The 26,573-nt window shown below is 73.5% G+C and carries 30 protein-coding genes; 18 read left to right on the forward strand and 12 right to left on the reverse strand.

Going from position 1 to position 26,573, the window contains the following annotated elements:
* Window positions 1–24: 24 nt before the first annotated feature.
* From hisN to aroA, 3 genes are all read right to left on the reverse strand, one after another.
* Entirely contained in the window at window positions 25–843 is an 819-nt protein-coding gene (hisN, locus tag O7607_RS17135) for a histidinol-phosphatase (RefSeq protein ID WP_269704195.1), read from the reverse strand.
* A gap of 60 nt (window positions 844–903) precedes the next feature.
* Window positions 904–1,839, reverse strand: a complete 936-nt coding sequence (rsgA, locus tag O7607_RS17140) for a ribosome small subunit-dependent GTPase A (RefSeq protein WP_269704196.1) — start codon at window positions 1,837–1,839, stop codon at window positions 904–906.
* Window positions 1,840–2,001: 162 nt separating this feature from the next.
* A complete protein-coding gene (gene aroA, locus O7607_RS17145; protein WP_269704197.1) occupies window positions 2,002–3,303 on the reverse strand; it encodes a 3-phosphoshikimate 1-carboxyvinyltransferase in 1,302 nt (433 codons plus the stop codon).
* Window positions 3,304–3,405: 102 nt separating this feature from the next.
* Between aroA and O7607_RS17150 the strand changes: the two genes are divergently transcribed.
* The 5 genes from O7607_RS17150 to rsrA all read left to right on the forward strand — a co-directional run bounded on the left by O7607_RS17150 (window position 3,406) and on the right by rsrA (window position 6,758).
* Window positions 3,406–4,113, forward strand: coding sequence for an SOS response-associated peptidase (locus O7607_RS17150; protein WP_269704198.1), 708 nt, complete (start codon window positions 3,406–3,408; stop codon window positions 4,111–4,113).
* Window positions 4,114–4,326: 213 nt separating this feature from the next.
* A complete protein-coding gene (locus O7607_RS17155; protein ID WP_013288375.1) occupies window positions 4,327–4,719 on the forward strand; it encodes a WhiB family transcriptional regulator in 393 nt (130 codons plus the stop codon).
* Window positions 4,720–4,875: 156 nt separating this feature from the next.
* Window positions 4,876–5,430 carry an alpha/beta hydrolase family protein gene (locus tag O7607_RS17160; RefSeq protein ID WP_442929528.1) on the forward strand — a complete coding sequence of 185 codons (555 nt, stop codon included), beginning with the start codon at window positions 4,876–4,878 and terminating at the stop codon, window positions 5,428–5,430.
* A gap of 228 nt (window positions 5,431–5,658) precedes the next feature.
* On the forward strand, window positions 5,659–6,468 hold the full coding sequence (locus O7607_RS17165; RefSeq protein WP_120573278.1) for a sigma-70 family RNA polymerase sigma factor: 810 nt from the start codon (window positions 5,659–5,661) through the stop codon (window positions 6,466–6,468).
* A gap of 2 nt (window positions 6,469–6,470) precedes the next feature.
* The gene (rsrA, locus tag O7607_RS17170; protein ID WP_135241896.1) at window positions 6,471–6,758 is read left to right on the forward strand and encodes a mycothiol system anti-sigma-R factor; all 288 of its coding nucleotides are present in this window, start codon (window positions 6,471–6,473) and stop codon (window positions 6,756–6,758) included.
* Window positions 6,759–6,844: 86 nt separating this feature from the next.
* Here rsrA and O7607_RS30580 read toward each other — a convergent pair whose 3' ends face one another.
* Window positions 6,845–6,919, reverse strand: coding sequence for a 50S ribosomal protein bL37 (locus tag O7607_RS30580; RefSeq protein WP_369752275.1), 75 nt, complete (start codon window positions 6,917–6,919; stop codon window positions 6,845–6,847).
* A gap of 239 nt (window positions 6,920–7,158) precedes the next feature.
* On the opposite strand from O7607_RS30580, the gene O7607_RS17175 reads away from it, so the two are divergent.
* On the forward strand, window positions 7,159–7,374 hold the full coding sequence (locus O7607_RS17175; RefSeq protein WP_269704202.1) for a biotin/lipoyl-binding carrier protein: 216 nt from the start codon (window positions 7,159–7,161) through the stop codon (window positions 7,372–7,374).
* Window positions 7,371–7,883 (forward strand): GNAT family N-acetyltransferase, encoded by a 513-nt coding sequence (locus tag O7607_RS17180; protein WP_269704203.1) that lies wholly within the window; start codon window positions 7,371–7,373, stop codon window positions 7,881–7,883. Before O7607_RS17175 ends, O7607_RS17180 begins: the two co-directional genes overlap by 4 nt.
* Before the next feature lie 6 nt (window positions 7,884–7,889).
* Here the strand turns inward: O7607_RS17180 and O7607_RS17185 are convergent, their stop codons facing one another.
* Window positions 7,890–8,465 (reverse strand): TetR/AcrR family transcriptional regulator, encoded by a 576-nt coding sequence (locus O7607_RS17185; protein WP_269704204.1) that lies wholly within the window; start codon window positions 8,463–8,465, stop codon window positions 7,890–7,892.
* Between the two features lie 119 nt (window positions 8,466–8,584).
* Between O7607_RS17185 and O7607_RS17190 the strand changes: the two genes are divergently transcribed.
* On the forward strand, window positions 8,585–10,174 hold the full coding sequence (locus O7607_RS17190) for an MDR family MFS transporter (protein ID WP_269704205.1): 1,590 nt from the start codon (window positions 8,585–8,587) through the stop codon (window positions 10,172–10,174).
* A gap of 62 nt (window positions 10,175–10,236) precedes the next feature.
* Here O7607_RS17190 and O7607_RS17195 read toward each other — a convergent pair whose 3' ends face one another.
* Window positions 10,237–11,838 carry a tetratricopeptide repeat protein gene (locus O7607_RS17195; RefSeq protein WP_269704206.1) on the reverse strand — a complete coding sequence of 534 codons (1,602 nt, stop codon included), beginning with the start codon at window positions 11,836–11,838 and terminating at the stop codon, window positions 10,237–10,239.
* A gap of 188 nt (window positions 11,839–12,026) precedes the next feature.
* On the opposite strand from O7607_RS17195, the gene O7607_RS17200 reads away from it, so the two are divergent.
* Both O7607_RS17200 and O7607_RS17205 read left to right on the forward strand, forming a co-directional pair.
* Window positions 12,027–13,055: an SIS domain-containing protein gene (locus tag O7607_RS17200; protein WP_269707002.1), complete on the forward strand. Its 1,029-nt coding sequence runs from the start codon at window positions 12,027–12,029 to the stop codon at window positions 13,053–13,055.
* A 25-nt stretch (window positions 13,056–13,080) separates the two neighbouring features.
* Window positions 13,081–14,685, forward strand: a complete 1,605-nt coding sequence (locus tag O7607_RS17205; RefSeq protein WP_269704208.1) for a PAS domain-containing sensor histidine kinase — start codon at window positions 13,081–13,083, stop codon at window positions 14,683–14,685.
* On the opposite strand, the gene O7607_RS17210 is transcribed toward O7607_RS17205, so the two are convergent.
* On the reverse strand, window positions 14,660–16,390 hold the full coding sequence (locus tag O7607_RS17210) for a glycosyltransferase family 39 protein (RefSeq protein WP_332367312.1): 1,731 nt from the start codon (window positions 16,388–16,390) through the stop codon (window positions 14,660–14,662). The two genes, O7607_RS17205 and O7607_RS17210, sit on opposite strands and share 26 nt — an antisense overlap.
* A gap of 482 nt (window positions 16,391–16,872) precedes the next feature.
* Between O7607_RS17210 and O7607_RS17215 the strand changes: the two genes are divergently transcribed.
* The 4 genes from O7607_RS17215 to O7607_RS17230 are packed head-to-tail and all read left to right on the forward strand — an operon-like array spanning window position 16,873 to window position 20,214.
* On the forward strand, window positions 16,873–18,582 hold the full coding sequence (locus tag O7607_RS17215; RefSeq protein ID WP_269704210.1) for a nitrite/sulfite reductase: 1,710 nt from the start codon (window positions 16,873–16,875) through the stop codon (window positions 18,580–18,582).
* Window positions 18,579–18,737 carry a hypothetical protein gene (locus O7607_RS17220; RefSeq protein ID WP_013288361.1) on the forward strand — a complete coding sequence of 53 codons (159 nt, stop codon included), beginning with the start codon at window positions 18,579–18,581 and terminating at the stop codon, window positions 18,735–18,737. The genes O7607_RS17215 and O7607_RS17220 overlap by 4 nt, the downstream gene beginning before the upstream one ends.
* Complete coding sequence (locus O7607_RS17225) at window positions 18,734–19,483, forward strand: phosphoadenylyl-sulfate reductase (RefSeq protein ID WP_269704211.1); 750 nt, start codon at window positions 18,734–18,736, stop codon at window positions 19,481–19,483. Before O7607_RS17220 ends, O7607_RS17225 begins: the two co-directional genes overlap by 4 nt.
* A complete protein-coding gene (locus O7607_RS17230) occupies window positions 19,465–20,214 on the forward strand; it encodes a sirohydrochlorin chelatase (RefSeq protein WP_269704212.1) in 750 nt (249 codons plus the stop codon). The genes O7607_RS17225 and O7607_RS17230 overlap by 19 nt, the downstream gene beginning before the upstream one ends.
* 63 nt (window positions 20,215–20,277) lie before the next feature.
* Here O7607_RS17230 and O7607_RS17235 read toward each other — a convergent pair whose 3' ends face one another.
* Window positions 20,278–20,535 carry a WhiB family transcriptional regulator gene (locus O7607_RS17235; RefSeq protein WP_013288358.1) on the reverse strand — a complete coding sequence of 86 codons (258 nt, stop codon included), beginning with the start codon at window positions 20,533–20,535 and terminating at the stop codon, window positions 20,278–20,280.
* A 446-nt stretch (window positions 20,536–20,981) separates the two neighbouring features.
* A complete protein-coding gene (locus tag O7607_RS17240) occupies window positions 20,982–21,932 on the reverse strand; it encodes a diacylglycerol/lipid kinase family protein (RefSeq protein WP_269704213.1) in 951 nt (316 codons plus the stop codon).
* 43 nt (window positions 21,933–21,975) lie between these two features.
* On the opposite strand from O7607_RS17240, the gene O7607_RS17245 reads away from it, so the two are divergent.
* Complete coding sequence (locus tag O7607_RS17245; RefSeq protein ID WP_269704214.1) at window positions 21,976–22,377, forward strand: hypothetical protein; 402 nt, start codon at window positions 21,976–21,978, stop codon at window positions 22,375–22,377.
* A gap of 38 nt (window positions 22,378–22,415) precedes the next feature.
* Here O7607_RS17245 and O7607_RS17250 read toward each other — a convergent pair whose 3' ends face one another.
* The 3 genes from O7607_RS17250 to sodN are packed head-to-tail and all read right to left on the reverse strand — an operon-like array spanning window position 22,416 to window position 23,781.
* The gene (locus O7607_RS17250; protein ID WP_269704215.1) at window positions 22,416–22,823 is read right to left on the reverse strand and encodes an ATP-binding protein; all 408 of its coding nucleotides are present in this window, start codon (window positions 22,821–22,823) and stop codon (window positions 22,416–22,418) included.
* A gap of 32 nt (window positions 22,824–22,855) precedes the next feature.
* Window positions 22,856–23,380, reverse strand: a complete 525-nt coding sequence (locus tag O7607_RS17255) for a GNAT family N-acetyltransferase (RefSeq protein ID WP_269704216.1) — start codon at window positions 23,378–23,380, stop codon at window positions 22,856–22,858.
* Window positions 23,377–23,781: a superoxide dismutase, Ni gene (gene sodN, locus O7607_RS17260; protein ID WP_013288353.1), complete on the reverse strand. Its 405-nt coding sequence runs from the start codon at window positions 23,779–23,781 to the stop codon at window positions 23,377–23,379. Before sodN ends, O7607_RS17255 begins: the two co-directional genes overlap by 4 nt.
* A 78-nt stretch (window positions 23,782–23,859) precedes the next feature.
* Here sodN and O7607_RS17265 point away from each other — a divergent pair, with 78 nt between their 5' ends.
* The 3 genes from O7607_RS17265 to O7607_RS17275 all read left to right on the forward strand — a co-directional run bounded on the left by O7607_RS17265 (window position 23,860) and on the right by O7607_RS17275 (window position 26,570).
* Window positions 23,860–24,198 (forward strand): S24/S26 family peptidase, encoded by a 339-nt coding sequence (locus O7607_RS17265; protein WP_269704217.1) that lies wholly within the window; start codon window positions 23,860–23,862, stop codon window positions 24,196–24,198.
* A 157-nt stretch (window positions 24,199–24,355) separates the two neighbouring features.
* Window positions 24,356–25,531 carry an NAD(P)-dependent malic enzyme gene (locus O7607_RS17270; protein ID WP_269704219.1) on the forward strand — a complete coding sequence of 392 codons (1,176 nt, stop codon included), beginning with the start codon at window positions 24,356–24,358 and terminating at the stop codon, window positions 25,529–25,531.
* Between the two features lie 76 nt (window positions 25,532–25,607).
* Window positions 25,608–26,570: a zinc-binding dehydrogenase gene (locus tag O7607_RS17275; protein WP_269704220.1), complete on the forward strand. Its 963-nt coding sequence runs from the start codon at window positions 25,608–25,610 to the stop codon at window positions 26,568–26,570.
* Window positions 26,571–26,573 lie beyond the last annotated feature (3 nt).

The raw sequence follows: 26,573 nt of genomic DNA on the forward strand, positions 1-26,573 counted from the left end.
GCGAGGATAGAGGCTCTGCCCGGGTCAGCGCTCGGCTGGACGGCCGAGCCGGGCCAGGATGTCGTCGTGGAGCGCTCCGTTGCTGGCCACGGCGCTGATGTCGGCGGAGTCGGTACCGGCCGGCGCGGGCCGCCCGGCCAGATCCGTGATCGTTCCGCCCGCCTCGGTGACGATCGGGACCAGCGCGGCGATGTCCCACAGGGACAACTCCGGCTCCACCATCACGTCCAGTGCCCCCTCGGCCAGCAGCATGTAGCCGTAGAAGTCGCCGTACGCGCGGCTGCGCCAGGTGTCCCGCATGAGCTGGAGCACCGCGTCCAGCCGGCCGGCCTGCTCCCACCCGGTCAGCGACGAGTAGCAGAAGCTCGCGTCGCCCAGCGCGGTGACGCCGGAGACCCGGATCGGCGTGCCGTCCGCCGCGCCGGTGCCGGCGAACGCGCCCGCGCCGAGCGCACCCCACCAGCGGCGGCCCAGCGCCGGGGCGGAGACCAGGCCGAGCACCGGCCGGTCGTGCTCCAGCAGCGCGATCAGCGTGGCCCAGACGGGTACGCCCCGGACGAAGTTCTTCGTGCCGTCGATCGGGTCGATCACCCAGCGCCGGCCGTCCGGGCCGGCGGGCGGCTGCGCGCCGTACTCCTCGCCGAGCAGGCCGTCGCCGGGACGGTGGGCGGCCAGCAGCGCGCGGATCTCCCGCTCCACGGCGGTGTCCGCGTCGGAGACCGGGGTCAGGTCCGGCTTGGACTCGACGCGCAGGTCGAGCGCGCGGAACCGGGCCGAGGAGACGGCGTCCGCGGCGTCGGCGAGCTGGTGGGCGAGGGCGAGGTCGTCGGCGTACCCGGTCATGACCGACACGCTAGCGGCGGCGGCCGGGCCGGCGACGGCGGGTCGCCGCCGGTCCGCCGGTCAGGACCCGGCGAGCGGGTCGCCGGGGTTGCGCTCCGGCTCGCGCGGGTCACCCTCGCCGCTGCGCGAGGCCAGCAACCGGCGGTACGAGGCGAGCCGGCGCGCGTCCGCCTTCCCGGCGGCCACCCAGGCGTCGAGCGCGCAGTCCGCCTCGTCGGCCGTGTGCGGGCAGTTGGCCGGGCAGTCCACCGTCGCCTCGACCAGGTCGGGGAAGCCGTGCAGCAGGCTCTCGGCGGACACGTGGGCCAGCCCGAAGCTGCGTACCCCCGGGGTGTCGACGATCCAGCCGGTGTCGCCGTCGGCGCCGGGCTCGGCGGGCAGGCGCAGCGCCACCGCGCTGGTCGAGGTGTGCCGGCCCCGGCCGATCGCGCTGACCGTGCCGACGGCCCGTTCGGCGTCCGGGACGAGGCGGTTGACCAGCGTCGACTTGCCCACCCCGGAGTGGCCCACCATCACCGAGACCCGGCCGGCGAGCAGCGCCCGCAGCGCGGCCAGGTCGGAGTCCGGCCGGATCAGCACGTACGGCAGCTCCAGCTCGGTGTAGTAGCCGAGCACCGCCTCCGGGCCGTCCAGGTCGGCCTTGGTGAGGCAGAGCAGCGGCTCGATGTCGGCGTCGTACGCGGCCACCAGGCAGCGATCGATGAACCCGGTGCGCGGCGGCGGGTCGGCCAGCGCGCTGACGATCACCAGCTGGTCGGCGTTGGCGACCACGACCCGTTCCAGCCGCCCCTCGGCGGTGGTCTCGTCGTCGTCGGCGGTACGCCGCAGCACCGAGGTCCGCTCGGCGATGCGCACGATGCGGGCCAGCGCGCCCGCCGCCCCGGAGGTGTCCCCGACCAGCCCCACCCGGTCACCCACCACCACCGACTTGCGCCCCAGCTCGCGGGCGCGCATGGCGGTCACGAGCGGCGCGTCCGGCCCGGCACCGGGGATCACACAGGTGTAGCGGCCCCGGTCGACGGCGATGACGAAGCCGTCGACGGCGTCGTCGTGCCGGGGCCGGGTGCGCGTACGCGGGCGCGACGACCGGCCCGGTCGTACCCGGACGTCGTCCTCGTCGTACTCGCGCCGCTTCGTCGCCAGGACGTCCCCCCGCTGTCAGTTCTTGCCGGTCACCATCCCCGACCATAGTGCCGGGAACTCCGGCATGGTCTTGGAGGTGCACGCCACGTCGTCGACCTCGATGCCGGGGACGGCCAGCCCGGCCACCGCGGCGGCGTGCGCCATCCGGTGGTCGGCGTACGTGCAGAACGTCCCGCCCCGCAGCGGGCGGGGCCGGATGTCCAGCCCGTCACGGGTCTCGGTGATGTCCGCGCCGAGCGCGGTGAACTCCTTGGCGAGCGCGGTGACCCGGTCGGTCTCGTGGCCGCGGATGTGGCCGATGCCGGTGAGCCGGGACGGACCGTCGGCGAGCAGCGTGAGCGCGGTCAGCACCGGGGTCAGCTCGCCGACGTCGGAGAGGTCGGCGTCGATCCCGCGCACCGTGCCGGTGCCCCGCACGGTCAGGCCGTCGGTGCCGAGGCTCACCTCGCCGCCCATCCGGTGCAGCAGGTCCCGGAGCTGCTCGACCGGCTGGAGGCTGCTGCGCGGCCAGCCCTGCAGCGTCACCTCGCCGCCGGTGACCAGCGCGGCGGCGAAGAACGGCGCGGCGCCGGACAGGTCCGGCTCGATCTCCCAGCCGCGCCCGGACAGCGGGCCCGGCTCGACCGTCCAGACGTCGGGCGTGGTGTCGTCGACGGCGGCGCCGGCCGCGCGCAGCATCTGCACCGTCATCCGCACGTGCGGCGCGGACGGCACCGGCGGCCCCTCGTGCCGGACCACGACGCCCCGGTCGAAGCGGGGTGCGGCGAGCAGCAGCCCGGAGACGAGCTGGCTGGACGCGGAGGCGTCGATCACCACGTCGCCGCCGGTCACCCGGCCCGCGCCGAGGACGACGAGCGGCAGGCTGCCGACCGCCGGCGCGTCGATGCGGACGCCGAGCGTGCGCAGCGCGCCGATCAGCGGCCCGAGCGGCCGGGTCCGGGCGTGCGGGTCGCCGTCGAAGGTGACCCGCCCGGCGGCCAGTCCGGCCACCGGGGGCAGGAAGCGCATCACGGTGCCGGCCAGGCCGACGTCGACGTGCGCCGGGCCGGCCAGCGGGTGGGGGCGGACCAGCCAGCGGTCGTCGTCCGAGATCGACATGTGGGCGCCGAGTGCGCGCAGGCCACCGGCCATCAGTTCGGTGTCCCGGGCGCGCAGCGGCCGGGCGAGTGTCGACGGCCCGCCGGCGAGCGCGGCGAGCACCAGGGCCCGGGCGGTCATCGACTTGGAGCCGGGCAGGCGCAGCGTCGCGGCGACCGGGTCGCTCGCGGTCGGCGCGGCCCACTGCTGCTGCGGACGCGTCGCGGTCGGATTGCTCACCGTTACATTCTGCCAAGCTCACGGCCGGGTGGAACCGTCCGGTGCCGCTGCTCCCGTTGGGCGGGACAGCCGGAACGTCCGGATGCGGCTAGCGTGTGCGCCATGTGCGGGAGGTACGCCACGACCCGGAGCGCCGCGGACCTGAGCGCGCTGTTCGAGTCGGCCGACGAGACCGGCGGGGTGACGCCGGACTACAACGTCGCGCCGACCGATCCGGTGCCGCTGGTCCGGCTCGCCCCGGAGGGGCACCGGCTGCTCTCCCTCGGCCGCTGGGGCCTGCTCCCGCAGTGGTCGCGCAGCGCCGCCGGAGCCGCCCGCATGATCAACGCGCGGGCCGAGACGGTCGCCACCAGCCGGGCGTACGCGCCGTCCTTCGCCCGCCGTCGCTGCCTGGTTCCGGCCGACGGGTGGTACGAGTGGGTCCGCCTCGCCGACGGCGGGCGCCAGCCCTACTTCATGACCCCGCGGGACGGTTCGGTGCTGGCCTTCGCCGGCATCTGGTCGGTCTGGGAGTCGGCGGGTACGGCCCGGCTCACGTTCAGCGTGCTCACCACCGCGGCGGTCGGCGAGCTGGCCGAGGTGCACGACCGGATGCCGCTGCTGCTGTCGCCGGAGCGCTGGCCGGGATGGCTGGGCCCGGCCGAGGAGCCGGCGGAGCTGCTCGCGCCACCGGAGCCCGGGCTGCTCGCCGGGCTGGAGATCCGGCCCGTCTCCCGGGCGGTCGGCGACGTCCGCAACGACGGCCCGGAGCTGGTCGCCCCGGTGGTTCCGGCGGGTGTCGAGACGGCCGTCGAGCCGACTCTCTTCTGATCACGCTCTGCCACATTCGCGTGACCTTTTTGTCGGGGTTGCGCCGGAAAAGTCGCCCGGACGTTCAGTCAGTTTCATTGAAGACTCTTGTCCTGACGTATGCGAATGCGATAGAACACAGCGCCGGTGATGGGCGTCTGTTCGCACGGGGCGGATGACACCCATCGATCTTGCGAGAGATCAATGCCGGTTCCCACGGGGGAGGTGGGTGTATTGACACGGGCACGCATGCCCCGCCCGCACGAGGTGGCCGCCGCGCGGCGCGATCCGCGACTGCTGCGGGCGCTGAGCGAACGACGCCAGGACGACGCGTGGCGCACCAGGGGCACCTGTCAGAACGTCGATCCGGAGACGTTCTTTCCGGCACCGAACGAACCGGCCGACGCGGCGGTGGCGCTCTGCCGCACCTGCGACGTCCAGGGCTCCTGTCTGGCCTGGGCGCTGGAGGTGGGCGACTGCCACGGCGTCTGGGGCGGCACCACGCCGCGTGAGCGGCGCGCCATGCTGGTGGCCTGGCGCAGCGAGGTGCAGCCGGACCCGGACGCGCTCGACGACGCCGGTCCGCCGGTGCGCGACCGCCTACTCACGCTGGTTCCGCTGAGCTGATCCCGACATCGTCCGTGGCCCGCTCCGGCAGGCCGCGGGCGACGTCGGCGTTTCCCGCCCGGCCGCCGGCGGGCCGCCCGGTCCGCGCAGAATGAGCCGGTGCGGCACGACGACGAGATCGACACACCACGCGGGCCCGCCCGGCTCCGCTTCGACATGCCCGCCGACGGCGCGGCGGTGCTCGTGCTCGGTCACGGCGCCGGCGGCGACGTGGACGCGCCGGACCTCACCGCGGTACGGGAGGCGGTGCTCGCCGCCGGAGCCGGGGTGGCCCTGGTTACCCAGCCGTACCGGGTCGCCGGCCGACGCGCGCCCGCTCCGGCCGGACACCTCGACGAGGCGTGGACGGCGGTGCTGGCCGAACTGTGCCGGCGTGCCCCACGGGTGCGCCACTGGGTGGTCGGGGGCCGGTCCAGTGGCGCCCGGGTGGCCTGCCGTACCGCAGCCGCCGTCGGGGCGGTCGGCGTGGTGGCGCTGGCGTTCCCGCTGCACCCGCCGGGCCGGCCGGAGCGCTCCCGGGCCGGGGAACTGCTCACCGGGCTGCCCACGCTCGTCGTCAACGGCGACCGGGACCCGTTCGGCGTGCCCGAGCCCGGCCCCGGGATCGAGGTGGTGGTCCGGCCGGGGGAGCGCCACGACCTGCGCCGCGATCCGGCCGGCACGGCCGTCGTGGTGCGGGACTGGCTGCGCGTACACGGGTGGTCGTCCTGACCGGGCGGCGCGCGCCGTGACCGTCCGCCGCGGCGGGTCGTTGCACCGGTTGGTGCCGGCCGCCCGGTTCGGGCGCGCCGGGGCCACCCTCCCAGGCCCTTCCTGGTCCCAGCGTCGGTCGCGGCCGAGGCCGGGACCAGGATCGGGTGGGGCCGGAGGAATGCCACGCCCCGCAACTCGCGTTACCTCCCTTGGACGACGACATTGCCAGCGCGAGGGGGGTGACCGGTGCCGATCGAGACACGGAGCCGGGAACGGGACGAACGGGACGAGCGCCAGCTCCGGCGGCTGCTCGACGCGCCGGAGTGGCCCGCGGCGGCGTCGGTCGTGAGCACCGGCACACACTCCGGAAGTGAATCTGCCGGCAAGTGGGTACGCGTATCCTCGGCGGGAAAGCATCCGACGCGAGGGGATGTGCGGTTGACCACCGAGAAGACGGACGAGCGCAGGGCCCGCTTCGAGCGGGACGCGATGCCCTTCGTCGATCAGCTCTACGCTGCCGGACTGCGGATGACCCGCAACCCGGCGGACGCGGAGGACCTGGTTCAGGAGACGTACCTGAAGGCGTACGCCGCCTTCCACCAGTTCGAGCAGGGCACGAACCTGAAGGCCTGGCTCTACCGGATCCTGACCAACACCTACATCAACACCTACCGCAAGCGGCAGCGCCAGCCCATTCAGGCGCCGACCGAGGAGATCACCGACTGGCAGCTCGCCGAGGCCGAGTCGCACACGTCCAGCGGCCTGCGCTCGGCCGAGACGGAGGCGCTCGACCGGCTGCCGGACAGCGACGTCAAGGAGGCCCTCCAGCAGTTGCCGGAGGAGTTCCGCCTGGCCGTCTACCTGACCGACGTCGAGGGCTTCTCCTACAAGGAGGTCGCCGACATCATGGGCACGCCGATCGGCACCGTGATGTCCCGTCTGCACCGTGGCCGACGTAATCTGCGGAAGCTGCTGGAGCAGTACGCGGCGGAGCGGGGTTTCAGCGCCGCCTCGTCGAAGAAGGGTTCGACCGCCGCCGCCGGCCGGGAGGTGTGACCGTGAGCTGTGGACAACCGCACGAGACGGACTGCCACGAGGTCCTCGCCGAGGTCTACCTCTACCTCGACCTGGAGTGCGCCGAGGAGCGCCGGGTGCTGATCCGGCACCACCTGGACGAGTGCGGGCCGTGCCTGCGCGAGTACGGCATCGAGCAGGAGGTCAAGGCGCTGGTGGCGCGGTGCTGCGGCAACGAGGCGGCGCCGGAGAAGCTGCGTGAACGGCTGCGCCTTCGGCTGACCGAGCTGGTCGTCTTCGAGACCACCGAGTCCCGCGAACTGGCCGACTGAACAAGCGACGGAACGGCCCGGGTCCGAATGATCGGACCCGGGCCGTTCCGCGTGTCAGGCGCAGTGCGCCGCGCTGATCCCGATGATCAGGAGTTGGGGCGCTTGCCGTGGTTGGCGCTGCTCTTCTTCCGGGCCTTCTTCTTCCGGGCCTTCTTCGCCATGCTCTGCCTCCTTGTGCTGGTCACGGTTCCGTCCGCGGCTGGGCGCGGCGGAGGTCGCGGTGCGGCCCTCCGGGCTCGCCGGTGGCCGACCCGCACGATGCTAGTGCCGTCGCCGCCCGCCCGGGCGCGGCGGGGCGCATCGGGCGCCCGGTGGTGCGCGGCCCGGCGTGACCGGCGTCATGATTGGATACCGTTCGCAGGATTGTCGGGGAGCTGTCGGACAGAGGGAGGGCCGGAACATGGCCGAGGAGATCCGTGCCGAGATGGTGGCGAACGTGTGGAAGGTCGTCGTGTCGGCCGGCGACACGGTGTCCGAGGGCGACACCCTGGTGATCCTGGAGTCGATGAAGATGGAGATCCCGGTGGTCGCCGAGTCCGACGGCGTGGTGCGGACGCTCGCCGTCAACGAGGGCGACGTGGTGCAGGACGGCGACCTGATCGCGGAGATCGGTTGACCGGCCCGCGGGTACGCCGCGCCGAGCCGGCGGACTTCCCCGCCGTGGCCCGGCTGACCGTCGCCGCGTACGAGGCGGACGGCCAGCTCAAGGACGAGGCCGGGTACGCGCCGGTGCTCGCCGACGTGGCCGGCCGCGCCGAGACCGGCGAGGTGCTGGTGGCCGTCGACGACGCCACCGGTCAGGTGCTCGGGGCGGTGACGTTCGTGCTGGCCGGCACCCCGTACGCCGAACTCGCCGGCCCGGGTGAGGCCGAGTTCCGGATGCTCGCGGTGGATCCGGCCGCCCAGGGCCGGGGCGCGGGGGCGGCGCTCGCCGTCGCGTGCGTGGCGCGCGCGGCCGAGCTGGGCTGTACGGCGGTGGTGATCTGCGTACGCGCCGGGATGGCGGTGAGCGCGCACCACATCTACGAGCGGCTCGGTTTCGTCAGGTACCCGGAGAAGGACTGGAGCCCGGCGCCCGGGATCGACCTGCGCGGCCTGCGGCTGGACCTGAGCGCGGCGGGCTGAACCGGCTCAGCCCTGGCCGGCCTCGCCGATCTTGGCGAGCAGTTCGTCCGCCACCTGGAGCGCGATCCGCTTGCGCTCGTCGTCGGTGATGCCCGGCGCGCGTACCGCGAACCAGCTGCTGTGCACGGCGAACAGCGTGAGCGCGGCGCGGAGCTGGGCGGCGGGTGAGTCGTCGCCCCGGCACAGCTCGTGGGCCAGCCGCATCATCCGCTCCCGCATCTGCTGGCCGGCGACCAGGCTCTTGAGCACCGTCTGGTTCTGCTCGAAGAAGCGCATCACCTGGGGCAGGTCCCCGGCGAACATGCTGTCGGCGTACCGGCCGACGAGGGCGCGGCGGGTCGCCAGCGTGGGGGGCTGGTCGGCGGCCCAGGCGATCAGCTCGTCCATCCGGCGCAGCCGGTCGTCGACCAGGCTGGTGACGATCTCGTCCTTGCTCTTGAAGTGGTAGTAGAGCGCCGCCTTGGTCACGCCCAGCCGCTCGGCGATCTCCCGCAGTGACGTCTTCTCGTAGCCCTGCTCGGTGAAGAGTTCCAAGGCCACGGCCTGAATGCGCTGCCGCGTGCCACCTGTGGTCTCCCTCACCGGCCGACATCCTTTCAATCCGCTTGACGTGCGCCCGCCACCAGCTTACCGTCCGGCTAGTAAGTTAACTAGCCGGGCGGCAAGTAAGTCGATCATCCGATCTGCGGGGGAGCCTACCGATGAGTCAACCAGCCCAGCTGACCACGAAACCAAACGTCCGGGTCGTCCTGTTCGGGCTCATGATCGCGATGATGCTCGCGATGCTCGACAACATGATCGTCAGCACCGCGCTGCCGCGTATCGTCTTCGAGTTCGGCGGCGCCGATCACTTCACCTGGGTGGTCACCGCGTACGTGCTGGGCACCACCGTCTCCACGCCGATCTGGGGGAAGCTCGGCGATCTCTACGGCCGCAAGACGGTCTTCCTCACCGCTGTCGTGGTGTTCCTGGCCGGCTCCGCGCTCTGCGGCATGTCCGGCTCCGGCGTCTTCGGCGGCGCCGACACCGGCATGACCGAGCTGATCGCGTTCCGTGCCGTCCAGGGCCTCGGCGCCGGTGGCCTGATGGTCGGCGTCATGGCAATCATCGGTGACCTGGTCCCGCCGCGCGAGCGGGGCCGCTACCAGGGCATGATCGCCGGCATCATGGCCATCGCCATGGTGGCCGGCCCGCTCGTCGGCGGCTTCATCACCGACAACCTCTCCTGGCGCTGGGCGTTCTACGTCAACCTGCCGCTGGGCGGACTGGCGCTGCTGGTCCTCGCCACCACCATGCACCTGCCGAAGTACCGCACCGAGCACAAGATCGACTGGCTCGGCGCGGCGCTGCTGTCCGTCGGCATCACCGCGATCGTGCTGGTGACCACGTGGGGCGGCAACGAGTACGACTGGGTCTCGCCGCAGATCCTCGGCCTCGCCGTGCTGGCAGTGCTCGCGCTCGGCGCGTTCGCGCTGGTCGAGCGGCGCGCGCCGGAGCCGATCCTGCCGCTGAGCCTGTTCGCCAACCGCAACTTCGCCCTGATCTCGGTGATCGGGTTCCTGCTCGGCTTCGCCATGTTCGGCGCGATGAACTTCCTGCCGCTCTACCAGCAGACCGTGCAGGGAGCGTCGGCCACGAACAGCGGCCTGCTGCTGCTCCCGCTGATGTTCGGCATGCTCGTGGTGTCGCTCGTGGTGGGCCGGACCATCACCAAGACCGGCCGCTACCGGGCCTTCCCGATCGTCGGCGGCGTGGTGATGGCCGCCGGGATGGGCCTGCTCAGCCTGCTGGACGTCGACACCAGCAAGACGCAGTCCTCGCTCTACATGATCGTGCTCGGCGTCGGCATGGGCTTCCTCATGCAGACCTCGATGCTCATCGCGCAGAACAGCGTGGAACAGAAGGACCTCGGCGCGGCCAGCGGCGCGGCCACCTTCTTCCGGTCCATCGGCGGTTCGTTCGGCGTCTCCCTCTTCGGCGCGATCTTCGCCAACCGCCTGGCCGACTCGGCCGCCGGTTCCGCGTTCGCGGGCTCGGGCGGCGAAGGCGGCGCGATGGACCTGGAGGCCCTCAAGAAGCTCACCGGCCCGATGCGCGAGGCGGTGCTCGGCGGCCTCTCCGACGCCATCTCGCACGTCTTCTTCTGGGCCGTCGTCTTCACCGTGGCCGTACCGGTGCTCGCCTGGTTCATCAAGGAGGTGCCGCTGCGCGCGACGAACGACGTACCGCCGGCCGGCACCACGCCGGAGGACCAGGCCGAGGCCGCGCTCGGCAAGGCCCCCGTCGCCTGACGCACCGTCGCGGCCCCGCCGCCCCCGTCCCGGGGGTACGCGGGGCCGCGTCGCGTCCGCGGTCAGCCCCGGTGGAACAGGGCGGCGAGGCGTCGCCAGAGACGCCGCAGCGGACCGCCCTCGGCGTCGGCGATCAGCCGGTCGGCGGTGGCGCGTGCCGCCGGGTCGAGGGCCGGCGTGGCCCGCGCCAGGTACGCCAGCGACACCGCCACCGGCGTACGCCGGCCGGGTCCGGTCGCCACCTCGGTGACCCGGCCGGCCACCAGCGCGGCCACGTCGGTGCGCGTGTCCGGATCCACCCAGGCAGCGGTGACCAGGGCGAACAGTGCCGCCTCGGCGGCCGGGCCGAGATCACCGGTGGCCAGTTCCCGCAGCACCCGCCGCCGCGCCGACCCGGCCCACGGCTCGTCGGTGCGATGGTGCAGCAGGCCGAGGCAGGCCCAGACCTGCGCGCAGCGCGTCCACAGTGCCGGATCCTGCCCGCCGAGCACCCGGCCCAGCGCGGTCTCCGGCGCCTCCGGCGGGTGTGCCAGCAGGGCCAGCAGGTCGGCGAGGTCCAGTGTGGCCAGCCCGACGGCGGCGTCGTACGCGGCCGGAGGGTGCGCCCAGGCCGGGTGCGCGAGCTGCTGGAGCCGTCGTACCGCTGCCGCCGAGGGGACGGGACCGTCGAGGGCCGGGGCGTCGTCGCCGGCCGGGGTCACCTGCCCGAGCCAGGGGCGGCCCCGGCAGCACTCGGCGAGGTCACCGTGCTCGTGCGTGTCGTCCGGGTGGTCACGGACGAAGTCGGCGAGGGCCACCAGGTGGTCCACGTTCCCGTCGCGCAGGTAGCGCAGCCGGTGCGCGGTGTGCACCGCGCAGTCGAAGGTGGGGTCCTTCGCCAGCGCCCGGTCGATCCAGCCCAGCGCCGCGTCGAGCCGGCCGTTGTCGGCCAGCGTGCCGGCGATGTCCGCGTAGACAGCGAGGTCGTCGGGATCGAGCGCGACAGCGCGTTCTAGTGCGGCGAGCGCCTCGGCGGTCCGGCCGGCGCTGCGGTACGCGTACCCGAGCCACACCTCGCCGAGTTTGGTGGGCTGTGCGCGTACCCCCCGGGTGGCCCAGGTGACGGCGAGGGTGACCTCGCCGAGGCGCCGGGCCAGCGCGGACGCCGCGCCCAGCAGCAGCGGATGGGCCGGGTGGACGGTGATCGCGTTGCGGGCCAGCGTGAGGTACGGCGCGAGCGGCTCGCGCAGCCGGCGCGGCGCGGGGTCCGGCGCCGCCGCGCAGACCTGCATGAGGATCCGGGCGGTGCGCTCCGGGTCGAGGCGTTCCGGCAGCTCGGCGGCGGTCACCCAGGGCACCGCGGCCCAGGGTGCGGCCGGCGCGTAGCCGGTGGCGGCGGCGAGCAGGTCGAGTCCCTCGGCGGGGCGCCCGGCGGCGGCGAGCAGGTGCGCGCGGGCCACCACGGCGCCGACGAACGCCTGCTGGCCGAGCGGGAAGAGGTCCAGGTCGCCGCCGCTGGCCGCGTTCAGCCGGGCGAGCGTCTCGTGCGCCTCGGGCAGCGTGGGGGAGCGGACCAGGGCGGCGGCCACGTGGTCGGCGGCGTGCCGCAGGTCGCCCTCGCCCAGTGCCAGCCGGGCCAGCGCGAGTTCCTCCTCCGCGGAGAGCGCGGCGTCGTCGTCGGGCACGTCGTCCTCTCGCCGGATCGGGTCGGTCGGTCAGCCGGGCAAGCCTAGGGGATCTTCCGTCAATTAGTGATCCACTGCGCACTCCTGCTCGTTGCGTTGATCGGTCCTGCTGAAACGTGCAAGACTGAGCACCGAACGCGCGGGAAACGCGCAGAAGGAGGTCTGGAGTGACGCGTCCAGGGGCCGGAATGGCCGCCGACATCGACGAGCAGCCGGCCGGTTACGAGCGTCTGCTCTCCACCGAGCACGCGGCGGCCATCGCCGAGGTGGCGGCCGTCGTCGCGCAACGCCGCCCCCGGCACGTGGTCTTCACCGCCCGGGGCACCTCCGACCACGCCGCGCTCTACGCGGCCTACCTGACCGAGATCCGCCTCGGCCTGCCCGCCGGGCTGGCCTCACCGAGCGCGATCACCGTCTTCGGCGCCCGGCCCGACCTCTCCGACGCGCTCGTCGTCGGCGTCAGCCAGAGCGGCGGCTCGCCCGACCTGGCCGAGGTGCTGCGGGTCGCCCGCGCCTCCGGGGCGCTCACCCTCGCCGTCACCAACAACCCCGGTTCGCCGCTGGTGGAGACCGCCGAGCTGAGCGTCGACATCGCCGCCGGCCACGAACGCGCGGTCGCCGCCACCAAGACCTACACCGCCGAGCTGCTCGCGCTGCTCATGCTCATCGAGGGGGTACGCGCCGGTGACGGCGTGCTGCCCGCCGACGAGCGCGCCGCCCTGAGCCGCCTGCCCGAGCTGGCCGCGCGGACGCTCGCCGACGACACCCCGGCCCGGCTCGCCCCGCGCTACCGGTTCGCCGCCCAGCTCGTCACCACCGGCCGGGGCTACGCGTACCCGACCGCCCGGGAGGCGGCGCTGAAGCTGATGGAGACCTCGTACCTCCCGGCGCTCGCCTTCTCCGGCGCCGACCTGCTGCACGGCCCGCTCGCCATGACCGACCCGGACGTCCCGGTGCTCGCCGTGGTCGGCTCCGGCCCCGGCGGTACGTCCATGCGCGAGGTGCTGCCCCGGCTCGGCGAGCGCCGCGCCGACGTGGTGGTGGTCGGCTCCGCCGAGGTCGGCGAGACCCGGATGGCGGTGCCCGAGGTCGACGAGCGGTACGCGCCGCTGCTCGACATCCTGCCGCTGCAGCGGCTCGCGCTGTCCCTGGCGCTCGCACGCGGCGAGGACCCGGACGCGCCGCGCGGCTTGAAGAAGGTCACGGCGACGATGTGAGGCCCGGCGTGGCACGCTGTGGGGCGTGTCCACCCTCCGTGACCTCGCCGAGGAGCACACCGCGCTCCGCCCGGCCGACATCGACCACCTGCACCGGATCGCCGGCGACTGGCAGCTGCTGTCCGACCTGTCCTTCGCCGACCTGCTGCTCTGGGTGCCGGTGGACGGCGACGGCACGTACCTCTGCGTGGCCCAGGTCCGTCCCACCACCGCGCCGACCGCCTACCTGGACGACCAGGTCGGGCGCATCGTCGGCGGGGCCGAGGTGGCCCACCTGGAGGTGGCCCACCGGCAGGGGCGAATCTGGCGCGAGGGCGACCCGGTCTGGTACGGCGACGTCCCGGCCCGCCACGAGGCGATCCCGGTCCGGCTGCGCACCGGCGACGGTGAAGCCGGCGAGGTGATCGCCGTGGTGGGCCGGGACACCAACCTGTCCACCGCGCGCACCCCGAGCCAGCTCGAACTGAACTACCTGACCACCGCCGACGACCTCGCCCAGATGATCGCCGACGGCACGTTCCCGCCGCCCCGGCACCCCGGCGAGACCACCTCGGCGCCCCGGGTCGGCGACGGTCTGGTGCGGCTCGACGCCAACGGCAAGGTCACCTACGCCAGCCCGAACGCGCAGTCCGCGTACCGCCGCCTCGGCTACGCCTCCCACCTGGTCGGCGAGGACCTGGCCAAGCTGCACCGCCGGCTCGCCGGCGACCCCCTTGAAGGCACCGACGCGGGCAACGCCGTGCTCGCCGCGCTGCGCGGCGAGGCGCCACCCCGCCGGGAGATCGACGCGCGCGGTGCCACCATGCTCACCCGGGCGCTGCCGCTGATGCCCGCCGGAGTGCCGATCGGCGCGCTGGTGCTGGTCCGCGACATCACCGAGGTACGCCGCCGCGACCGCGCCCTGATCACCAAGGACGCCACCATCCGGGAGATCCACCACCGGGTGAAGAACAACCTCCAGACCGTCGCCGCGCTGCTGCGCCTCCAGGCCCGGCGGGTCGCCATGCCCGAGGCACGGGTGGCGCTCGAGGAATCGGTACGCCGGGTCGCCTCGATCGCGCTCGTCCACGAGACGCTCTCCATGTCCAGTGACGAGGTGGTCGAGTTCGACGGCATCGTGGACCGGGTCGCCAGCGCCGCCACCGAGGTCGCCGTCACCGAGGTGAGCGTGGGCATGCGCCGCCGTGGCACCTTCGGCGTCCTGCCCGCCGAGATCGCCACCTCGCTGGTGATGGTGCTCAACGAGCTGCTGCTCAACGCCGTGGAACACGGCTTCCCGCCGGCCGACGAGGAGACCGCCGCGCCTCCTGCTGTGGAGGCGGCGGTCACCGCGGCCCGGCTCGAGGCGGTGGTCGACGCGGCCCGGCCCGAGGTGGTGGTCACCGCGCACCGGGCCCGCAAGCAACTGCACGTCACAGTGACCGACAACGGCCGGGGACTGCCCGAGCAGTTCGACGCCGAACGCGGCGGCAACCTGGGCCTGCAGATCGTCCGGGCGCTGGTCACCGGCGAGCTGCGCGGCACCATCGACCTGCGCAACGGCGCCGACGGCGGCACCGAGGCGACCATCGTCGTACCGCTGGCCCGCGGCACCACCGACCGCCTCACCGGACGAGCAGGGCCACCGTGATCCCCGGCCGGGGCCAGACCTGCCGCACCGTGTAGCCCGCGCGCAGCGCGTCGCCCTTCGCGCCCGGCACCGCCGCCGTCGGGTTCGCGCGACGGCCGGTGACCACCAGCCAGACCCGGTCCACCCCGGCCAGGCACCGCGCCGGATCGTCGCACTCGACGGCCCAGAGGCTCGCGTCCTGACGCTGGTCGCGGACCACGAGCACGTCGCGCGGCAGCCTCGGCCCCAGGTGGTACGCCATGCCGAGATCCGGGAACAGCCACCCGTCCCGGGGTGAGTAGACGATCGCGTCGCCCGGCCGCTGCTCGGCGCGGATGATCCGGGCGGCGCCCGCGTAGTCGACGGGTGCGCTGCGCGGCCACTCGTGGGTACGGCGCAGGGCCGCCTGATCGGGCAGCCCGAGCAGCCCGGCCAGGACCACCACCGCGAGTCCGGCCGCGAGCGGTTGCCCTGTCTTCTGTGGTGCCGGACCGGTCCGCGTTGTCCCCGCCGGCGCGGCGCCGGCCAGTACGCAGGCGAACGGCACCGTGAAGACCAGGTAGCGGGTCACCCAGAGCGGCACCACGGCTCCGGCGGCGAAGACCAGCAGCACCGGCAGCAGCACGGCGGCGGCGGGCAGCAGCGCCCGTCTGCCCAGCCGGGCGGTGCCGAGCGCCGCGAGCGCGAGCACGAACCCGCCGACGACGCCGCTCTGCGCCAGCGCACCCGGTAGCGCCGCCAGGTCCGGCAGGCGCGCCGGGTCCACCCAGTCGAGCTGCCGTCCGCGCTGCCCCCGGGCGACGAGCGCCAGCGGGGTGACGAGCACGACGACCGGCACCAGTGCCAGCAGCCACCCGGCCAGCACCCGTCGGCCGGGTGCTGACGCCTCCCGAGCCTCGCCGGTCACGTCCTGCGGTTCCGCTTCCGGCGCGTCCGTGCCGTGCTCCCTGCTCCCCCCGGGATGCGGTGATACCGGTGACGTCCCACCGGCGCTCGATCTGGTGGCCGGGTGGAACGCCGTGGGTGTCTGCGGGGCGCCGTGACACCCGTGGCGTTCCACCGGCGCTCGATCTCGTGGCTGGGTGGAACGTCGTGGGTGTCTGCGACGTGGCCGGCTCGCGTCGGGCATCTCGGCTCGGAACTGGCCGGGCGCATCTACGACCGCCGCGGGCCCACGTGCGGCGGCCAGCAGCACCACCACGGCGTGCGCGGCGAGCAGCGTGAGCGCGAGCAGGTGGAGCAGGCCGAGCGCGGCGACCGCTGCGGCGTACCCCGCCCAGCGCCACCGCCCCGGCCGGCGCAGCGCCTCGACCAGCAGCAGCGTGGCCAGCACGGCGAGCAGCGTCGCGAGGGCGTACGGGCGGGCCTCCTGGCCGTACCGCGAGGTGACCGGCAGGACCGCGAACAGCACTCCGGCCAGCAGCCCGGCGCGACGGCCGACGAGCACCGCGCCGAGGCGGGCGGTGAGCGCGGCGGCCACCGCCATGGCCAGCGCCGACGGCAGCCGCAACGCCGTCGGCGACGTACCGGCCAGCGCCGTCCAGCCGTGCGCGAGCAGGTAGTACGGCCCGGTGGCGGCGTCGATCGTGCGGGTCATCCGGATCAGGTCCGGTACCGGCCGGGTGGCCGCGCTCCAGGTGGCCAGCTCGTCCCGCCACGGCTGGGCGTGCCCGATGCCCGCCAGCGTCACCACGAGCGTGAGCAGTCCGGGAACCACCCACACCACCGGACCCGACCGGCCGCGGGCAGACGCGGGCGCGAACCTCCTCACCCCCGCAGCGTCACACGCCCGCTCCCCTCCACCCGCCCGCTCCACCGAAACCCACCCGCCCGGCCCCGTCGATCATGAGGTTGACGGCATCCACCGTCCCCTTTGTCCCCGCCAACTTCATGATCAGCGGGGTGGGTGCGGGCGGGGTGGGCCCGTGATGTGGGATCACAGTGCGGAGCTGTGGTCGGGCAGGGCGTGATGTGGCAGCATGAGGCACATGACCGCCGCTGTCGTCCGCCGCTTCGTGGCTCGCCGCCACGTCGATTACGGCCGCGTGCGCAGCGCGATCTGTCCGGCCCACTGACGACGCCCGACCTTTCCGTCTCGGGCGCGTACTCGCGCCGGCCGTCATCGACATCGCCGTCCACGGCCCTCTCCAGGGTCGGCCGCCGCGCCCGCGCTCCCAGGCACCGCAGCAGACCATGGAGGACGCCGCGATGGCGGTCAGCAGCACCCCGACCCGTCCCGACACCCCGGCGCCTGCCGCCCGTGCGCCCCGCCGGCCACGCGGCGAGGGGCAGTGGGCGCTCGGACACCGTGAGCCGCTCAACCCCAACGAGCGGATCAAGAAGGACGACGACCCGCTGAACGTGCGGGACCGGATCGAGAACATCTACGCCCACCGCGGTTTCGCCTCGATCGACCCGCAGGACCTGCGCGGCCGGTTCCGCTGGTGGGGCCTCTACACCCAGCGCAAGGCCGGCATCGACGGCGGGCGCACCGCCGTGCTGGAGCCGCACGAGCTGGAGGACGAGTTCTTCATGCTCCGCGTCCGGGTGGACGGCGGCCAGCTCAACCTGGCCCAGCTCCGCGTGATCGCGGACATCTCCCGCGAGTTCGCCCGGGACACCGCCGACATCACCGACCGGCAGAACATCCAGTACCACTGGATCCGGGTCGAGGACATGCCGGAGATCTGGCGCCGGCTGGAGGCGGTCGGCCTGCAGACCACCGAGGCGTGCGGCGACTGCCCCCGGATCGTGCTCGGCAGCCCGGTCGCCGGAGTGGCCCGCGACGAGGTGCTCGACCCGACTCCGGCGATCGACGAGATCGTCCGCCGGTACGTCGGCGACAAGGCGTTCTCCAACCTGCCCCGCAAGTTCAAGACCTCGATCTCCTGGCTGGTCGACACCCCGTACGAGGCGAACGACATCTCGTTCCTCGGCGTGGAGCACCCGGAGCACGGTCCCGGCTTCGACGTCTGGGTGGGTGGCGGGCTGTCCACCAACCCGATGCTGGCCAAGCGGCTCGGCGTCTGGGTGCCGCTCAACGAGGTGCCGGACGTCTGGGCCGGTGTGGTCGGCATCTTCCGCGACTACGGCTACCGCCGGCTGCGTAACCGGGCCCGGCTGAAGTTCCTGGTCGCCGACTGGGGCGTGGAGCGGTTCCGCGAGGTGCTGGAGAAGGAGTACCTGGGCCGCACGCTGCTGGACGGTCCGGCCGCGGAGCTGCCGGCGAAGCCGGTCGACCACATCGGTGTGCACGCCCAGCGTGACGGCGCGAACTACGTCGGCGCGGCCCCGGTGGTGGGCCGCGTCTCCGGCACCCAGCTGGCGCAGCTCGCCGACTTGGTCGAGGCGCACGGCAGCGGCCGGGTGCGGCTCACCCCGTACCAGAAGCTGCTCGTGCTGGACGTGCCGCCGCAGCGGACCGAGGAGCTGGTCGCGGCGCTGCGCGGGATCGGCCTGGAGGCCCGGCCGTCGGCCTGGCGGCGCGGCACGATGGCCTGCACCGGTATCGAGTTCTGCAAGCTGGCGATCGTCGAGACCAAGCGGCGCGGCGAGGAACTGGTCGCGCGCCTGGAGGAGCAGCTGCGCGACTTCGACGCGGACATCTCCATCCACCTCAATGGCTGCCCGAACGCCTGCGCCCGCACCCAGGTCGCCGACATCGGGCTCAAGGGCCAGCTCGTGGTCGGCCCGGACGGCCGGCAGGTCGAGGGCTTCCAGGTGCACCTCGGCGGCGGCCTCGGCATGGCGCAGGGGCAGACCGCCGGTTTCGGCCGCAAGCTGCGCGGTCTGAAGACCACCGCGGAGGAGCTTCCGGCGTACGTGGAACGACTGGCCCGCCGCTACCTGGCCGGCCGGACCGAGGGCGAGACGTTCGCCAACTGGGTGATCAGAGTCGACGAGGAGGAGCTCCGATGAGCGATGCCCGATCCGCGCCTCTCTACTGCCCGTACTGCGGTGAGGAGGACCTGCGGCCGCACGAGGCCGGGCACGGCGCCTGGGAGTGCCACGCCTGCGCGCGGGTCTTCGCGGTGAAGTTCACCGGCCTGCTGAGCCGGGCGGTGACCCGGTGACCGGCCTCGTCTCGGCCGCCGGCCTCGGGCTGATCGGTCCGGCCGCGCCGGCCCGCCGCGACCCGGACGAGCTGCGCGCGCTGGCCGAGGAGGCCGGCCGGGAGTTGGCGGACGCGCCCGCGCTGGAGATCGCGCGGTGGGCGGTGGAGACGTTCGGCGAGCGGTTCTGCGTGACCAGCTCGATGGCCGACGGCGTGCTGGCGCACCTGGTCTCCCGGGTCGCGCCCGGCGTCGACGTGGTGTTCCTGGACACCGGGCTGCACTTCCCGGAGACGTTGAAGGTCCGCGACGAGGTGGCCCGCCGGATGCCGGTGCGGGTGCGCTCGATCCGGCCCCGGATGACCGTGGGGCAGCAGGACGGCCAGTACGGTCCGCGTCTGTTCAACAGGTCCCCGGACGACTGCTGCCAGCTGCGCAAGGTGGAGCCGCTGGAGCGGGCGCTGTCCGGGTACGACGCCTGGGCCGCCGGGCTGCGCCGGGACGAGTCGCCGACCCGGGCGAACACGCCGGTGGTGGGCTTCGACGCGCGGCGCGGCAAGGTCAAGGTGAACCCGATAGCGGCGTGGACGCAGCGGGAGGTGGACGCCTACGTGGCCCGGTACGACATCCCGGTCAACGAGCTGTTCGCCCGCGGCTACGGCTCGATCGGCTGCTGGCCGTGCACCCGGCGGACCCGGGCGGGGGAGGACCCGCGTTCCGGGCGCTGGGCGATGTTCGAGAAGACCGAGTGCGGCCTGCACACCTGAGCGCCGGGCCACCGGTGGTGCTGGTGGCCCACGGCAGCCGTGATCCGCGCGCGGCCGAGGCGACGCGGGCGCTGGCCCGCGCCGTGGCGGACACCTGCCCCGGCCGTCCGGTGCTGCCGAGCTGGCTCGACCACACCGATCCCGGGCCGGCCGAGGTGCTGCGCGGGCTGGCCGCCGACGGCCACTCCCGGGCGGTCCTGGTGCCGCTGCTGCTGACCGCCGCGTACCACCGGAAGGTGGACATCCCGGCGGCGGTCGCGGCGGCCGGCGCGGACATCGAGGTACGGGTGACCGACGTGCTGGGGCCGACCGGCGACGGGGTGGACGGCGGGCTGCTGGGCGGGCTGCGCCGACGCCTGGCGGAGGCGACCGGCGACGGGCCGGGCGGGCTGGACGCGGTGGTGCTGGCGGCGGCGGGCACCCGGGATCCGGCGGCGCGGGCCTCGGTGGGCCGGGTCGCGGCGGCGTTCGGTGCCGGGCTGGGCCTGCCCTGCCGCGTCTCGTACGCCTCGGCGGCGCCTCCGGAGGTCGGCGACGCGGTGGCGCGACTGCGCGCGGCGGGCGCCCGCCGGGTGGCGGTGGCGGCCTACTTCCTGGCCCCGGGCCGGTTCCACGACGGGGTACGCGCGTCGGCCCGGTCGGCCGGCGCGGTGGCGGTGGCCGATCCGCTGACCGACCTGCCGGAGCTGGCGGACCTGGTCCGGCGGCGGGTGGAGGCGGTGGCAGGCTGACCCGGTCCGGGACAGCAGAACGCCCCGGCCGGAATCCCGGCCGGGGCGGTCAGCGTGTACGGGTCAGGCGGAGTGAGCGCGCAGCACCCGGAGACCGCCGCGGCGCTTCACCGCGCGGCGCTCCTCTTCGCTCATCCCACCCCAGACGCCGGCGTCCTGACCGGACTCCAGCGCCCACTGCAGGCACTGGTCGGTCACGGGGCAGCGCCGGCAGACGGCCTTCGCCTGCTCCACCTGCAGGAGGGCCGGACCGGACGTCCCGATCGGGAAGAACAGCTCCGGGTCCTCGTCGCGGCAGACCGAATCGTGGCGCCAGTCCATGGCGGCAACACTCCTCATTCTTAGTGGGTGGCCAGATAACGCTTCGTTGCTTTTTCTATTTGCGTCCGCATTGCCGAATGGTGACGGTCAGCATCCATCAATTCGGCGCTGCGTGAGCAGGCTGCGGGGCCGGGGACCTGCTGGAACAGCTCAACCGAACGAGCATATCCAGGCAATGTCCCGGCAACACGAGTTCGCTTGTGAATACTTTCACGAACTACAGCGATGTCAAGGGTGACGCTCGGAAAAACTCCGAACAGTGAGCGGGCTCACCACCCATTTGTCCGGGTTTGCCAGAGCCCTGGTTACCCGGCGTGCCACAGTCGTTAATCAATGTAGTACGGTCTGCGTGAGGTTGCTGACATTTCCGGCACCCTTCCTCGGCGTGGCGGCCACCGCGCCCGCGCGGCGGGGGGTCCGCGTCAACCGACTGGGATACCCGAGACCTAGCAGATTACTCTCAGTGCGGCCGGTACGGATGTGAATCGGACTTTCTCCCGCTCGCCGAGGTAGTCCCCGTCCAGTTGGAACGGCAACGGACGCTCCGAGACCAGCGTGAACTCGGCCACGTCGTGCAGCCGCAGCACCTGCTTGCCGTGCGGATCCGGTCGTTTCGAGAAGAACTGCGCCGCCGTGCGGGCCGTGCTGGCCACCCGCAACCGCCGCAGCGCGAGCACGTCGAGCCCCAGGTCGAACGACGCCTCCGGGTTCGGGTTGATCTCCCGGTCGCCCAGGTACGTCCACGGCGCGGTGTTCTGGATGATCGCGGTGGCCAGATCCGTGTCGGGCGCCTCACCCGGGCGCTCCAGCGTGATCGACGGGTGGCGGCGGTCCGAGCCGACGAAGTACTGACTCGCGGTGGAGCGGAAGTAGAGCGCCGGAGTGGAGACGCGCCCCTTCTTGCGGGCCTGTTCCACCCGGCGGATGACAGCCGCGTCCAGCCCGAAGCCGGCGCAGAACGTGAAGTAGCGGTCGTCGGCCCGGCCCAGCCCGATCGTGCGGGACCGGCCCAGCCGCAGCCCCTCCAGGATCATGCTGGTGCCGTCCGGCCACTCCCGGGGCAGCCCGAGCGCGCGGGCGAAGACGTTCGTCGAACCGCCCGGCACGGTGGCCAGCGCGGGCAGCCGCTCGGCCGAGGTCTGTCCGGTGCGGAACGTCGGCGGCTCCGCCGCCATCAGGCCGTTCACCACCTCGTTGACGGTGCCGTCGCCGCCGAGCGTGACGACCAGGTCGACGCCCTCCTGGGCGGCCTCCCGGGCCAGATCCATGGCGTGGCCCCGTCGGCGGGTGTACCGCACCGACAGGTCGACTTCACTGCGCAACGCCCGGACCAGCACGTCCCGGCTGCGCTCGCTGGTGGTGGTGGCCTTCGGATTGACCACCAGGACGGCCCGCATGGGCGGCACTGTACCGCGACTACCCACCGGTATCGTGGCGCCCGTGACGATCGACTCCGACCCGCTCCCCGGCACGCTGCGCGCGGCGGTGCTCCTGCTACGTGTCCAGGCGGTGGCGCTGGGGCTGATCGCGGTGTGGCTCATCTGGTCCGACCTCACCGCCGACACGACGGACCTGACCTCGGCGCTGCTGGTGACCGTCTTCGCGGTCGGCGGCGCGGTGGCGCTCTGGGCGCTCGGCGGCGCGCTGTCCCGCCGCCGCGCCGGGGCCCGCGCGCCGGCCATCGTGCTGCAGCTCATGCTGCTGCCGGTCGGCTGGTTCATGATCGAGGGCGGCATGGGCTGGCTCGGCGTACCGCTGATCGCGCTCGGGATCGGCATGGTCGGGCTGCTGGTGAGCGGTCCGACGAACCGCGCGCTGGGCTTCGGTGAGCCGGCCGGCTGAGAGCCCGCGGGGCCTGGACGACGCCGGCCGCTTGTTGGTCAGAAGCCGCCGGCGCGGCGGGTGAGAAGCGAGATGGTGGCCCGGCCGCCGGCCGCCTGGGCGTTCGCCCCGCTGGTCAGCGCGGTCAGCACCTTCCAGGCGAACGACGACTCGGACGGCAGCGTGGCGCCCCGGACCGTCGGCACCGTCACCTCGACGGTGAGCGCGTCTTCGGTGACCGCGAACCGGCACTCCAGCTCGGCGTCGCGGGTGGCGATGGCGAGCAGCATGGCGCACGCCTCGTCGACGGCGATACGCAGATCCTCGATCTCGTCGAGGGCGAACTGGAGCCGGGCCGCGAGCCCGGCCGTGGCGGTGCGGAGCACGCCGAGGTAGCCACCGTCGGCGGGCACGGTGAGATGGACGACGTCGTCGTCGGTCGCCGGGTGCCCGGTCAGTTGAGTCACGGCTCCTCCCCCCGGTGCGGGACTCTACCCGGTCAGGGGGCCGACCGCGTGGGCGCGGCCGTCGCGTGCGTGGCGAGCTCGCGCAACGCCGGCCCGGCCAGCCGGTACGGGGTCCACTCGTCCATCGGCGTGGCGCCGATCGCGGCGTAGAAGCGGGCCGCCGGGTTCCAGTTGATCATCCACCACTCCAGCCGCTGGTAGCCCCGCTCGACGCAGATCGCGGCGAGGGTGGCCAGCAGCATCCGGCCCGCGCCGGTGCCCCGGGCGTCCGGGCGGACGTAGAGGTCCTCCAGGTAGATGCCGTGCACACCGGCCCAGGTGGAGAAGTTGAGGAACCAGAGCGCGAAGCCGACCGGCTGGTCCGACGCGTCGACGGCGACGTGGCCGAACAGCGCCGGGGACGGGCCGAACAGGGCCGCCTCGAGCTGTGCCGCGGTGAGATGGCACTGCTCGGGCGCGCGCTCGTACTCGGCGAGTTCGTGCACCATGGCGACGACGGCCGGTACGTCCTCGGGACGTACCGGCCGGATCGTCGGAGTGCCGTCGGGCGACGTCACGCCTGCTTGGTCTCCCAGAAGATCTTCGAGATCTCGTCGATCTTCGCCAGCAGCTCGTCGGCCTTGGCCGGGTCGGTGCCACCCTTGGCGCCGGCTGCGCCGGCCAGCTTGGTGGCCTCGTTGAACAGCTGGTGCAGGTGCGGGTACTTCTCGAAGTGCGGCGCCTTGAAGTAGTCGGTCCAGAGCACCCACAGGTGGTGCTTGACCAGCTCGGCCCGCTGCTCCTTGATCAGGATGGCGCGGGTGCGGAACTCCGGGTCGGTGTTGGCCTGGTACTTCTCGCAGATCATTTTGACCGACTCGGCCTCGATCCGGGCCTGGGCCGGGTCGTAGACGCCGCAGGGCAGGTCGCAGTGAGCGCTGGCCGTCACCCGGGGCGTGAGGATGCGGGGAAGGCGCATCAGGGTCCTCCATGGGTTGTTTGCGATGATCCAAGACGACATTACTCCTGGAGACGCCCTCGGGGGCTGGGAGGTGACATGGCGCCCACCGGTGGACTACCGGCCCTGCGCGGCCCGCTGGTGCCGGTGCTGGTGACCGGCCCCTCCATGGCCCCGGCGCTGCGTCACGGCGACGCGGTCCTGGTGCGCACCGGAGGCCGGCCGGTACGCCCCGGTGACGTGGTCGTCGCGGTGTTCCGCAGCCGTCCCGACCTGCTCGTCGTCAAGCGGGCGGTGGAACCGCGCGACGGCGGATGGTGGTTGCGCGGCGACAACGAGTTCGTCACCGACGACTCCCGGGCGTACGGGGTGGCCGACGTCCGCGGCCGGGTGGTGGCCCGCTGGTGGCCGCGCCCGGGACGGGTCAGGAGCAGGTAACGACCGGAGCGGATATGACCCCGCTCACATACTGGGCGCCGGTGCGTGACTATGCTCGAAAAGTGCCCGGGTGACCCCCGCACCGCCGCGCCGCCGGTCGCTGACCACCGCTGACCACGCCGGCCGGTCCGTCTGCTCGACAGATCCTGGAGTCACCATGTCTTCGTCCACCCCGGACCCCGCCGATCCCGTCTTCCGCCTGCACGTCGGCGGCAAGATGGCAGTCGCCTCCACCGTGCCGCTGACCAGCCGTGAGGACCTCTCCCTCGCGTACACCCCGGGGGTCGCCCGGGTGTGTGAGGCGATCGCCGCCGACCCCGCGCTCGCCGACACCTACACCTGGGTGTCGCACACCGTCGCCGTGGTCACCGACGGTTCCGCCGTACTCGGCCTGGGCAACATCGGCCCGCGCGCCGCGCTGCCCGTGATGGAGGGCAAGGCGGTGCTGTTCAAGCAGTTCGCCGGCGTGGACGCGGTACCGGTCTGCCTGGACACGCAGGACGTGGACGAGATCGTCGCGACGGTCAAGGCGCTCGCGCCCTCGTTCGGCGGGATCAACCTGGAGGACATCAGCGCCCCGCGCTGCTTCGAGGTGGAGCGCCGGCTCGACGAGGCGCTGGACATCCCGGTCTTCCACGACGACCAGCACGGCACCGCGATCGTGGTGCTCGCCGCGCTGCGCAACGCCGCGACGCTGCTCAACCGCAAGCTCGGCGACCTGCGGGTGGCGGTCAGCGGCGCGGGCGCGGCCGGGGTGGCGGTCACCAAGATGCTGATCGCCGGCGGCGTCGACCCGGACCGGGTGGTGGTGTGCGACTCGCGCGGCATCATCGGCCGGCACCGCGAGCTGACCGGCACCAAGGCCGAACTGGCCGAGATGACGAATGCCGAGGGCAGGCAGGGCGACATCACCGAGGCGCTGCGCGACGCGGACGTGCTCGTGGGCGTCTCCGGCGGCCAGATCCCGGAGGCGGCGGTGGCCGGCATGGCCCCCGGCGGCATCGTGTTCGCGCTCGCCAACCCCACCCCGGAGGTGCACCCCGAGGTGGCCGCCCGGCACGTGGCGGTGGTCGCCACCGGGCGCAGCGACTACCCGAACCAGATCAACAACGTGCTCGCGTTCCCCGGTGTGTTCCGGGGCGCGCTGGACGCCGGGGCCACCCGGATCACCGACTCGATGAAGGTGGCCGCCGCCGACGCCATCGCCGGGGTGGTGGCCGAGTCGCTGACGGCCGACGCCATCGTGCCGTCGCCGCTGGACCCGCGCGTCGCGCCGGCGGTGGCCGAGGCGGTCGCGGAGGCCGCCCGCCGCGACGGTGTCGCCCGCCGCTGAGATGCAAGGAAGGGGCCCTTCCTAACGCCTCCGGTAGAGGAAGGGCCCCTTCTTAACTGCTGCTCAGCTTGTTACCGTGCCGATCATGCGTGCTGCCTATGCCTCGGCCTTCGACGCCGACAACCCGCTCGCCGCGCTCGCCGTCGGCGACCGTCCCGAGCCGACCCACCCGCAGGACGACTGGGTCACCGTGCAGGTACGGGCCAGCTCGCTCAACCACCACGACCTCTGGTCGCTGCGCGGCGTGGGCCTGACCGCCGGCCAGCTCCCGATGATCCTCGGCTGTGACGCGGTCGGCACCGACCCGGACGGCAACGAGGTGGTCATCTACCCGGTCGTGCCCACCCCCGGTGACCCGCGCGGGGTCTCCATCCTCTCCGAGCACTACCAGGGCACGTTCGCCGAGCTTGTCGCCGTACCCCGGATGAATTTGCTGCCGCTGCCCGACGGCCTGTCGGCGACCGACGCGGCGTGCCTGCCCACGGCCTGGCTCACCGCCTGGCGGATGCTGACCACCAAGGGCCGGGTCGCCGACGGCGAGTCGGTGCTGGTCCAGGGCGCCGGCGGTGGCGTGGCCACCGCGGCTGTCGCACTCGGCGTCGCGCTCGGCAAGCGGGTGTACGCGACCAGCCGCGACGCCGCCAAGCGGGAGCGGATCACCGAACTGGGCGCGACCGCGCTCGAACCGGGCGCGCGGCTGCCGGAGCGGGTCGACGTGGTGATCGAGACGGTCGGCGCGGCCACGTTCGACCACTCGCTGAAGTCGGCCGCCCCGATGGCCCGGATCGTGGTCTCCGGCGCCACCGCCGGGCACGAGCCGAAGATCAACCTGCGCCGGGTCTTCGCCATGCAGCTGGAGATCCTCGGCACCTCGATGGGTACGCCGGACGAGCTGACCGAGCTGCTCGCGTTCTGCGCCGAGCACGAGGTGCGCCCGGTGGTCGACCGGGTGGTGCCGTTCAGCGAGATCTCCGAGGCGTTCGCCCGGCTGCACTCCGGTGAGGTCTTCGGCAAGGTGGTCGTCGACCACACCGCCTGACGC

The sequence above is a fragment of the Micromonospora sp. WMMA1949 genome, assembly GCF_027460145.1.
GTDB lineage: Bacteria > Actinomycetota > Actinomycetes > Mycobacteriales > Micromonosporaceae > Micromonospora.

Bases quoted from the DNA above. Each gene is read 5' to 3' on its own strand.
- hisN (WP_269704195.1), bottom strand. From the start codon at position 843: ATGACCGGGTACGCCGACGACCTCGCCCTCGCCCACCAGCTCGCCGAC.
- O7607_RS17150 (WP_269704198.1), top strand. From the start codon at position 3,406: ATGTGCGGGAGGTACGCCACGACCCGGAGCGCCGCGGACCTGAGCGCG.
- O7607_RS17160 (WP_442929528.1), top strand. From the start codon at position 4,876: ATGCCCGCCGACGGCGCGGCGGTGCTCGTGCTCGGTCACGGCGCCGGC.
- O7607_RS17175 (WP_269704202.1), top strand. From the start codon at position 7,159: ATGGCCGAGGAGATCCGTGCCGAGATGGTGGCGAACGTGTGGAAGGTC.
- O7607_RS17190 (WP_269704205.1), top strand. From the start codon at position 8,585: ATGAGTCAACCAGCCCAGCTGACCACGAAACCAAACGTCCGGGTCGTC.
- O7607_RS17200 (WP_269707002.1), top strand. From the start codon at position 12,027: ATGGCCGCCGACATCGACGAGCAGCCGGCCGGTTACGAGCGTCTGCTC.
- O7607_RS17215 (WP_269704210.1), top strand. From the start codon at position 16,873: ATGGCGGTCAGCAGCACCCCGACCCGTCCCGACACCCCGGCGCCTGCC.
- O7607_RS17220 (WP_013288361.1), top strand. From the start codon at position 18,579: ATGAGCGATGCCCGATCCGCGCCTCTCTACTGCCCGTACTGCGGTGAG.
- O7607_RS17235 (WP_013288358.1), bottom strand. From the start codon at position 20,535: ATGGACTGGCGCCACGATTCGGTCTGCCGCGACGAGGACCCGGAGCTG.
- O7607_RS17240 (WP_269704213.1), bottom strand. From the start codon at position 21,932: ATGCGGGCCGTCCTGGTGGTCAATCCGAAGGCCACCACCACCAGCGAG.
- sodN (WP_013288353.1), bottom strand. From the start codon at position 23,781: ATGCGCCTTCCCCGCATCCTCACGCCCCGGGTGACGGCCAGCGCTCAC.
- O7607_RS17265 (WP_269704217.1), top strand. From the start codon at position 23,860: ATGGCGCCCACCGGTGGACTACCGGCCCTGCGCGGCCCGCTGGTGCCG.
- O7607_RS17270 (WP_269704219.1), top strand. From the start codon at position 24,356: ATGTCTTCGTCCACCCCGGACCCCGCCGATCCCGTCTTCCGCCTGCAC.